Raw genomic sequence first — 8,920 nt, 5'->3', positions numbered from 1 at the left:
CACCGGGCGGGCGGGCGTCGTCCGGCGGCTCCGGGGCGGGGCGGGGTGGGGCGGCGTCCGGCACCGTCGCAGGCTACCGGTGCGGCCCCGGGCGGCTCCCCGGCTCCCACCTGCGGCCCCGGGCGGCTCCCCGGCTCCCACCTGCGGCCCCGGGGGGCGGCCGAGCCGGGTAACCTGCCCGAAACACGGCCGTCCCCACCCGGAAACGGTCGGCACCTACGGTCGGCGCGTCCGCGGCAGCCCGCACCAGGGACTGTCCCACCCATGGAGGTTGGATGTTCAACAACTCCGAAGAGGTCCTGAAGTACATCCGCGATGAAGGCGTCAAGTTCGTCGACATCCGCTTCTGCGACCTTCCCGGCGTCATGCAGCACTTCAACGTGCCCGCCGAGTCGGTGACCGCCGACGCCCTCACCGAGGGGCAGATGTTCGACGGCTCCTCCATCCGCGGCTTCCAGGCCATCCACGAGTCGGACATGAAGCTCATCGCGGACCCGAGCTCCGCGTTCCTCGACCCGTTCCGGGCCGAGAAGACGCTGGTGATCAACCACTCCATCGTGGACCCGTTCACCGACGAGCCGTACAGCCGCGACCCGCGCAACATCGCGGCCAAGGCCGAGGCGTACCTGAAGAGCACCGGCATCGCCGACACCGTGTTCTTCGGCGCGGAGGCGGAGTTCTACATCTTCGACGACGTGCGCTTCGCGACCAACCAGCGCGAGTCGTACTACCACATCGACTCCGTCGAGGCGGCCTGGAACACCGGCCGCGCCGAGGAGGGCGGCAACCGCGGCTACAAGACGCGGTACAAGGGCGGGTACTTCCCCGTCCCGCCGGTCGACCACTTCGCGGACCTGCGCGATGAGATGTGCGTGGAGCTGGCCAAGGCCGGCCTGCAGGTGGAGCGCTCGCACCACGAGGTCGGGACCGCGGGCCAGTCGGAGATCAACTACCGCTTCGACACCCTGAAGAACTCCGCCGACCAGCTGCTGCTGTTCAAGTACGTCATCAAGAACGTCGCGTGGCGCAACGGCCGCACGGTCACCTTCATGCCGAAGCCCCTCTTCGGCGACAACGGCTCGGGCATGCACTGCCACCAGTCGCTGTGGAAGGACGGCGAGCCGCTGTTCTACGACGAGCGCGGCTACGGCGGCCTCTCGGACATCGCCCGCTGGTACATCGGCGGCCTGCTGCACCACGCCCCGTCGCTGCTGGCGTTCACCAACCCGACGGTGAACTCCTACCACCGCCTGGTCCCGGGCTACGAGGCCCCGGTGAACCTGGTGTACTCGGCGCGCAACCGCTCGGCCTGCATCCGCATCCCGGTCACCGGGAACTCCCCCAAGGCCAAGCGCATCGAGTTCCGCGTGCCGGACCCGTCGGCGAACCCGTACCTGGCGTTCTCCGCGCAGCTCATGGCGGGCCTGGACGGCATCAAGAACCGCATCGAGCCCGCCGAGCCGGTCGACAAGGACCTCTACGAGCTCCCGCCGGAGGAGCACGCGAACATCAAGCAGGTCCCGTACTCCCTCCCCGAGGTCCTCGACCGCCTCGAGGCCGACCACGACTACCTCCTGGAGGGCGGCGTGTTCACGGCCGACCTCATCGAGACGTGGATCGACTACAAGCGGACCAACGAGGTGGACCCGATCCGCCTGCGCCCGCACCCGCACGAGTTCGAGCTGTACTTCGACATCTGACGGTCGGCCCGGCTCGCACCGCTGCTGCGCGAAGGCCCCCCACCCGCCCGGGTGGGGGGCCTTCGCGCGCCCGGCGCCCGGGCCGCGGCGTCAGGACCGTCGCGGCGTCAGGAACCCGACGGTGACGAAGGCGACGACCTGGGGCGCTGGAGCCGGCTGGAACGCCGGCGGCCGGGACGGGTGGCTGCGGTGCGCGGCGGGCTCCGAGCTCGCTGGTTAGCGTGGTCCCCGTGCCGCCCCGCCTCACCCGCGACGACGTCGCCTGCTGGGTGCTGAAGTCCGCCCTGCCGCCGGCGGCGGTGGCACCGGGGTGGCGCCCCGGCGCGGTGGTGCGGCTGCAGCGCTGCGTGCGCCGCTCCTACCGCCTGGACCTCGTGCGGCCAGGGCAGCCGTGCCTGCTGTGGGTCAGCGGCCGCGACCGCCCCGGGGTGCACGCGCTCGGGGAGGTGGTCGGCCCTGCGGGCACCCGGGAGGACGGCCAGCCGGTGCTGGACGTGGCGCTGCGGCTGCTGGCCGCACCCGTGCCGCGGGCGCAGCTGCTGCCGCACGGCGGGTTCCGCGACGCGGAGGTGCTGCGGATGCCCGCGGGCAGCAACCCCTCCTACCTGACGCCCGGGCAGTTCGCGGCGCTCGCCGGGCTGCTGCCCGCCGGGGGCGGGACACCGACCCGCTGAACCGGTTGAGCAACGTGCCGTCACCGCCGGTACGGTGGTCGCTGCACCACTGCCACCACATCCACGAAGCACACCCGGACGGGGAGGATCGTGAGCGGGACAAGACTGTCCGTGCAGCTGTACACGGTGCGGGAGCAGCTCGCCGACGACGTGAGCGGCACGCTGAAGCGGCTGGCCGAGGTCGGCTTCACCCAGGTGGAGCCCTTCGCGCTCACCGACTTCGCCGACCGGCTCGGCCCGGCGCTGCAGGAGAACGGGCTCAGCGCCCCGACGACGCACCAGAGCTTCGTCGGCTCCTCCGACGCCGACCTCGCGGCCGTCTTCGCGACCGCCTCCCGCCTGGGCGTCGGCACCGTCGTCGACCCCTTCGTCGCCCCCGAGCGCTGGGGCGCGCGCAGCGACGTGGAGGAGGTCGCCGCCCAGCTCAACGCCGCCGCCCGCGTCGCCGCCGACCACGGCGTGCGGGTCGGCTACCACAACCACGCCCACGAGCTGGAGAGCGTCCTGGCGGGCACCACCGCCCTGGAGGTGCTGGCCGGCGCGCTGGACGACGCGGTCGCCCTCGAGGTCGACACCTACTGGGTGGCCGTCGGCAGGCAGGACCCCGTCGCGCTGCTGCGCCGCCTCGGTGAGCGCGTCGTCGCCCTCCACGTCAAGGACGGGCCGGTGACGAAGGACAACCTCGACCAGGTCGCCGTGGGGCGCGGCTCCATGCCGGTCCGCGACATCGTCGAGGCCGCCCCGCAGGCGCTGCGCGTCGTCGAGCTCGACGACTCCCGCGGCGACCGGTTCCAGGCCGTGGCGGACAGCTTCGCCTACCTCAGCGCGCAGGGCCTGGCATGAGCCGCACCGGTCGCGTCGGCGTGGGCGTCATCGGCGCCGGGGTCATCAGCACCCAGTACCTGGAGAACCTCACCGGCTTCCCCGACCTCGACGTCCGGTTCGTCGCCGACCTCGACGCCGAGCGCGCCAGGGCCCAGGCGGAGAAGTTCGCCGTCCCCGGGCACGGCTCGGTGGAGCAGCTGCTCGCCGACGACGCCATCGAGATCGTCGTCAACCTCACCATCCCCAAGGTGCACGTCGAGGTGGCGCTGCAGGCCATCGCAGCGGGCAAGCACGTCTGGAGCGAGAAGCCCATCGCCCTGGACCGCGACAGCGGTCGGGAGCTGCTGACCGCCGCGCGTGCCGCCGGGCTGCGCGCCGCCGCCGCCCCGGACACCTTCCTCGGCGCCGGCATCCAGACCGCCCGCCGCCTGCTGGAGGCCGGGGAGATCGGCACGCCCATGACGGCCCTGACGCTGCTGCAGAACCCCGGGCCGGAGTCGTGGCACCCCAACCCCGACTTCCTCTTCCAGGAGGGCGCCGGGCCGCTGTTCGACATCGGCCCCTACTACATCACCGCGCTCGTGCAGCTGTTCGGGCCGGTCAGCCGGGTCACCGGCGTCGTCTCGAAGGCCAAGCCGACCCGCACGATCGGCTCCGGGCCCCGCGCCGGGCAGTCGTTCGAGGTGACCGTGCCCACCCACGTCAGCGCGCTGCTGGAGTTCGCCTCCGGGCAGAGCGCGCAGAGCACGTTCAGCTTCGACTCCACGATCACCCGGATGCAGTTCGAGGTGGCCGGTGTCGACGGCACCATCGTGGTGCCCGACCCGAACACCTTCTCCGGCGACGTGCTCGTCCACCGCGGCGGCGACGTCGTGGACACGGTCCCCGCGGTCGGCGCGACCACCACCCGCGGCACCGGCGTGCTGGAGCTCGCCCGCGCCATCCGGGCCGGCGTGCCCGAGCGGGCCTCGGCGGAGCTGGCGTTCCACGTCCTCGACGTCATGGCCGCCACCATCGAGTCCGCCGAGAGCGGCGCCCCGGTGGCCATCGCCAGCACCGTGGAGGTCCCGCCGGCGCTGCCGGAGGACTTCGACCCCACGGCGAGCACGCTGTAACCCTCGCCGCGACCCCTCGGGTGGGGTCCCGCACGGCGGCGGGACCCCACCCGGACCGGGACGCTGCCGTCAGCCCGACGACCGCGGCGCCGGGGCCGGCGCGTCCTGCGCGAACTGGGTGCGGTGCAGCTGCGCGTAGCGGCCACCGGCCGCCAGCAGCTCCGCGTGCCGGCCCCGCTCCACCACCCGGCCGTCCTCCACGACGAGGATGCAGTCGGCCGAGCGCACCGTGGACAACCGGTGGGCGATGACGAGCGCCGTGCGCCCCGCCAGCGCCTCGGCCAGCGCCGCCTGCACCGCCGCCTCCGAGGTGGAGTCCAGGTGCGCGGTCGCCTCGTCGAGCACGACGACGCGCGGGGAGGCCAGCAGCAGCCGCGCGATCGTCAGGCGCTGGCGCTCCCCGCCGGAGAGCCGGTAGCCGCGCTCCCCCACCACCGTGTCCAGGCCGTCGGGCAGCGCCCGCACCACCTCCGCCAGCCGGGCCCGCTCCAGCGCCGACCACAGCTGCTCCTCCGTGGCGCCGGGGGCGGCCAGCAGCAGGTTGGAGCGCAGCGACTCGTGGAACAGGTGCCCGTCCTGGGTGACCAGCCCGATCGAGCGGCGCAGCGAGGCGAACGCCACCTCGCGCACGTCCACGCCACCGATCCGCACCGCACCGGAGTCCACGTCGTACAGCCGCGGCAGCAGCGAGGCGATCGTCGACTTGCCCGCACCGGAGGAACCGACGAGCGCGACCACCTGGCCCGGCTCGGCCCGCAGGCTCACGTCGTGCAGCACCTCCACGCCGCCGCGGTCGTCGAGGACGGCGACGTCCTCCAGCGAGGCCAGGGACACCTGCTCGGCGGAGGGGTAGGAGAAGCGCACGCCGTCCAGCTCCACCGACAGCGGCCCCTCCGGCAGCTCCCGGGCGCCGGGCCGCTCGCGCACGAGCGGCACGAGGTCCAGCACCTCGAAGACCCGCTCGAAGCTGACGAGGGCGGCCATGACGTCGACGCGGGCGTTGGCCAGGGCCGTCAGCGGCGCGTACAGGCGGGTCAGCAACAGCGCCAGGCTCACCACGGTGCCCGCCTCCAGCGTGCCGCGCAGCGCGAACCAGCCGCCCAGGCCGTAGACCAGCGCCAGCGCCAGGGACGACACCAGCAGCAGCACGGTGATGAAGGACCACTGCACCATCGCGGTGCGGACCCCGATGTCGCGCACCCGCCGGGCGCGCGCCGCGAACTCCGCCGACTCCTGCCGCGGGTCGCCGAACAGCTTCACGAGGGTGGCCCCGGCGGCGGAGAACCGCTCCGTGGTCTGGTCGGTCATCGCCGCGTTGAGCCCGGCGGCCTCGCGCTCCAGCCCGGCCAGCCGCCTGCCGGTGCGCCGGGCCGGCAGCAGGAACAGCGGCAGCAGCAGCAGGCTGAGCACCGTCACCGGCCACGACAGCGCGAGCATGACGGCGAGGGTGAGCAGCAGGGTGACCGTGTTGGACACCACGCCGACGAGGGTGTCGCTGAAGGCGCGCTGGGCACCGATGACGTCGTTGTTGAGCCTGCTGACCAGCGCCCCGGTGCGGGTGCGCGTGAAGAACGCCACCGGCATGCGCTGGACGTGGTCGTAGACGGCGGTGCGCAGGTCGAGGATGACGGACTCGCCGAGGCTGGCGGACAGCCACCGGCCGAGCATGCTGGCACCGGCCTCCAGGACGGCGATGGCGGCGATGAGCAGCGCCAGGCCGACGACGACGTCGGCCGGCTCACCGGCCACGACGGCGTTGACGACGCGGCCGGCCAGCAGCGGCGTGGCGACCGTGAGGACCGCCTCGAGCACGCCGACGGCGACGAAGCGGGCGATGCGGGCGCGGTGCGGGCGGGCGAAGGCCAGCACCCGCCGCAGCGTGGCGCGGGAGAACGGCCGCTGGTCCTGCTGGCCGTAGGCGGCGCCGTAGAGCACCGACCAGGCGGTGGACTCCATGCTCATGCGGTCAGCCTGCCGCCCACCACCGACATCCGGTAGCGGGTCCACCGCCCGCGGGCGGTGCGGCGCTCAGCCCCCGTAGAAGACCCGCTCCACGACCGAGCGGGCGTGCCGGGTCAGGCGCAGGTACTCCTCCTCGAAGTCCCCCGCCGCCCCCGGCGGCCAGCCCATGATCCGCGCGATGCCGTCCAGGGCGCTGCGCTGCACCGGCAGCGACTCCTTCGGCTTGCCGTGCCACAGCGCCAGGGCGTTGCGGACCCGGGAGGCGAACTGCCAGGTCCGCAGCAGCTCCTCGGCGTCGGCCGCCGCCAGCAGCCCCGCCTCGCCCGCCGCCGCCAGCGCCGCCGTCGTCGACGTCGTGCGCAGCCCCGGGTGCTCGGCGCCGCCGCACAGCTGCAGCAGCTGGACCGTCCACTCCACGTCCGCGATGCCGCCGCGGCCCAGCTTCACGTGCCGCAGCGGGTCCGCCCCGCGCGGCAACCGCTCGGCCTCCACCCGCGCCTTGATGCGGCGCACCTCGCGCAGGTCGGGCTCGCCCAGGCCGCGGACCGGCCAGCGCAGCGGGTCCACGAGCTCCAGGAACCGCGCGGCCAGCGACGGCTCCCCGCCCGGGCCGTCCTCCAGGTCGCCGGCCACCGGCCGGGCCCGCAGCAGCGCCTGCGCCTCCCACGGCGCCGACCAGCGCTCGTAGTAGGCGCGGTAGGAGGCCAGCGAGCGCACCAGCGGCCCCTGCCGGCCCTCCGGGCGCAGGTCCGCGTCCACCTCCAGGCCGGGTTCGGGACCGGCCGCCGTGAGCGAGCGGCGCAGCTCGGCGACCACCGCCATCGCCGCCGCCTGCGCCGCGCCCTCGTCCGCGCCCGGCAGGGGGTCGTGCACGAACAGCACGTCGGCGTCGCTGCCGTAGCCGCTCTCCCGCCCGCCCAGGCGGCCCATGCCCACCACGAGGAGCCGGGTGGGCAGCGCCGAGCCCTGCCGCGCCTCCACCTCCCGCACCCCGGCCCGCAGCGCCACCTCCAGCAGGGCGTCGTCGGCGTCGGCGATGGCGGCGGCGACACCCGCCAGGTCGCGCAGGCCGACCAGGTCGGCCACCGAGGTGCGGAACAGCTCCCTGCGGCGGATGCCGCGCGCCGCCATCACCGACGTCAGCAGGTCGCCGCGCCGGTCGGCCGGCGGCGCCATCGCCTCCAGGACCTGCGCGCGGTCGTAGGGCGCCAGCCGCTCGTCGTCGGCGAACACCGCGACGGCCTCCGGGCTGCGCAGCAGCAGCTCCGCGGGCAGGTCCGCGGCCGCCAGCACGTGCGCCAGCCGCTCGGCGGCCGCACCGGAGTCGCGCAGCATCGTCAGGAACCACTGCGCCCCGCCCAGGGAGTCCGAGACGCGCCGGAACGCCAGCAGCCCCGCGTCCGGGTCGGCGCCGTCGGCGAACCAGCCCAGCATGACCGGCAGCAGCGTGCGCTGGATGCTCGCGCGGCGGCTGACCCCCGTCGTGAGCGCCTCCAGGTGGCGCAGCGCCCCCGCCGGGTCGCGGAAACCCAGCGCCGCCAGCCGCTGCCGGGCCGCCTCCGGGGTCAGGCGCACGTCCAGGCGCGCGTCGTCCGCCGACAGCCGGGCCACCGCCCCCAGCAGCGGCCGGTAGAACAGCTTCTCGTGCAGCCGCCGCACGTCGCGGCGGGTGCCGCGCAGCACCTGCTCCAGCTGCTGCTCCGGCTCCGCCCGCAACCCGAGGGCACGGCCCAGCCGGCGCAGGTCCGCCGCGGCGGTGGGCAGCACGTGGGTGCGGCGCAGCCGGTGCAGCTGCAACCGGTGCTCCAGCGTCCGCAGCAGCCGGTAGTGGTGGTCCAGCTCCCCCGCGTCGTGCCGGCCGACGTAGCCGTGGGTGGCCAGCTGCTCCAGCCCCTCCAGCGTGCCGGGGCTGCGCAGCCGGGCGTCGGTGCGGCCGTGGACCATCTGCAGCAGCTGGACGCTGAACTCCACGTCGCGCAGCCCGCCCGGCCCGAGCTTGAGCTGGCGGCCGGCGTCCTTGGCGGGGATGTTCTCCTCCACGCGCCGGCGCATCGCCTGCACGTCGTCCACGAACCCCTCGCGCTCGCTGGCCGCCCACACCATCGGCTGCAGCGCCTCCACGTACGCCCGGCCCAGCGCCACGTCGCCCGCCACCGGCCGCGCCTTGAGCAGCGCCTGGAACTCCCACGTCTTCGCCCAGCGCCGGTAGTACTCCACGTGGCTGTCCAGGGTCCGCACCAGGGGCCCGCGCCTGCCCTCCGGGCGCAGCGCCGCGTCGACCTCCCACAGGCTCCCCTCGGCGGTGTGCGCGGAGCACACCCGCTGCAGCGCCGTGGCCAGCTTCGTGCCCGTGGCCAGCGCCGCGGCGGGCTCGGCGCCGCGCGCGGGCTCCACGACGTAGACGACGTCGACGTCGCTGACGTAGTTCAGCTCCCGCCCGCCGGTCTTGCCCATGCCGAGCACCGCGATGCGGCAGTCGGCGCCGGCGTCGGGCAGCTCGGCGCGCGCCACCGCCAGGGCGGCCGCCAGCCCGGTGGAGGCGAGGTCGGCCAGCACCCGGCCCACCGCCGGCATCAGCGCGGCCGGGTCCTCGGCGGCGAGGTCGCGGCCGGCCAGGGCCAGCAGCCGGCGGCGGTAGGCCACC

Annotated in this window: 6 protein-coding genes; 4 read left to right on the top strand and 2 right to left on the bottom strand. The window is 74.9% G+C overall.

Annotated features, from left to right (window positions below; all coding sequences use genetic code 11):
* Positions 1 to 275 precede the first annotated feature (275 nt).
* The 4 genes from glnA (at position 276) to ABEB16_RS02360 (ending at position 4,314) form a co-directional block, all read left to right on the top strand.
* On the top strand, positions 276 to 1,700 hold the full coding sequence (glnA, locus tag ABEB16_RS02375; protein ID WP_345710671.1) for a type I glutamate--ammonia ligase: 1,425 nt from the start codon (positions 276 to 278) through the stop codon (positions 1,698 to 1,700).
* 230 nt (positions 1,701 to 1,930) lie between these two features.
* Positions 1,931 to 2,374 carry a hypothetical protein gene (locus ABEB16_RS02370; RefSeq protein ID WP_345710670.1) on the top strand — a complete coding sequence of 148 codons (444 nt, stop codon included), beginning with the start codon at positions 1,931 to 1,933 and terminating at the stop codon, positions 2,372 to 2,374.
* 90 nt (positions 2,375 to 2,464) lie between these two features.
* A complete protein-coding gene (locus ABEB16_RS02365; RefSeq protein WP_345710669.1) occupies positions 2,465 to 3,217 on the top strand; it encodes a sugar phosphate isomerase/epimerase family protein in 753 nt (250 codons plus the stop codon).
* The gene (locus ABEB16_RS02360; protein ID WP_345710668.1) at positions 3,214 to 4,314 is read left to right on the top strand and encodes a Gfo/Idh/MocA family protein; all 1,101 of its coding nucleotides are present in this window, start codon (positions 3,214 to 3,216) and stop codon (positions 4,312 to 4,314) included. Before ABEB16_RS02365 ends, ABEB16_RS02360 begins: the two co-directional genes overlap by 4 nt.
* Before the next feature lie 69 nt (positions 4,315 to 4,383).
* Here ABEB16_RS02360 and ABEB16_RS02355 read toward each other — a convergent pair whose 3' ends face one another.
* Positions 4,384 to 6,270, bottom strand: coding sequence for an ABC transporter ATP-binding protein (locus ABEB16_RS02355; RefSeq protein WP_345710672.1), 1,887 nt, complete (start codon positions 6,268 to 6,270; stop codon positions 4,384 to 4,386).
* Between the two features lie 72 nt (positions 6,271 to 6,342).
* Positions 6,343 to 8,920 (bottom strand): bifunctional [glutamine synthetase] adenylyltransferase/[glutamine synthetase]-adenylyl-L-tyrosine phosphorylase (locus tag ABEB16_RS02350; protein WP_345710667.1); only part of this gene is annotated, 2,578 nt, incomplete at its 5' end.

The organism is Kineococcus glutinatus (genome assembly GCF_039542765.1).
GTDB lineage: Bacteria > Actinomycetota > Actinomycetes > Actinomycetales > Kineococcaceae > Kineococcus_A > Kineococcus_A glutinatus.
The sequence above is the reverse complement of the archived record's forward strand: the minus strand, read 5'-3'. Positions and strand labels throughout refer to the sequence as shown.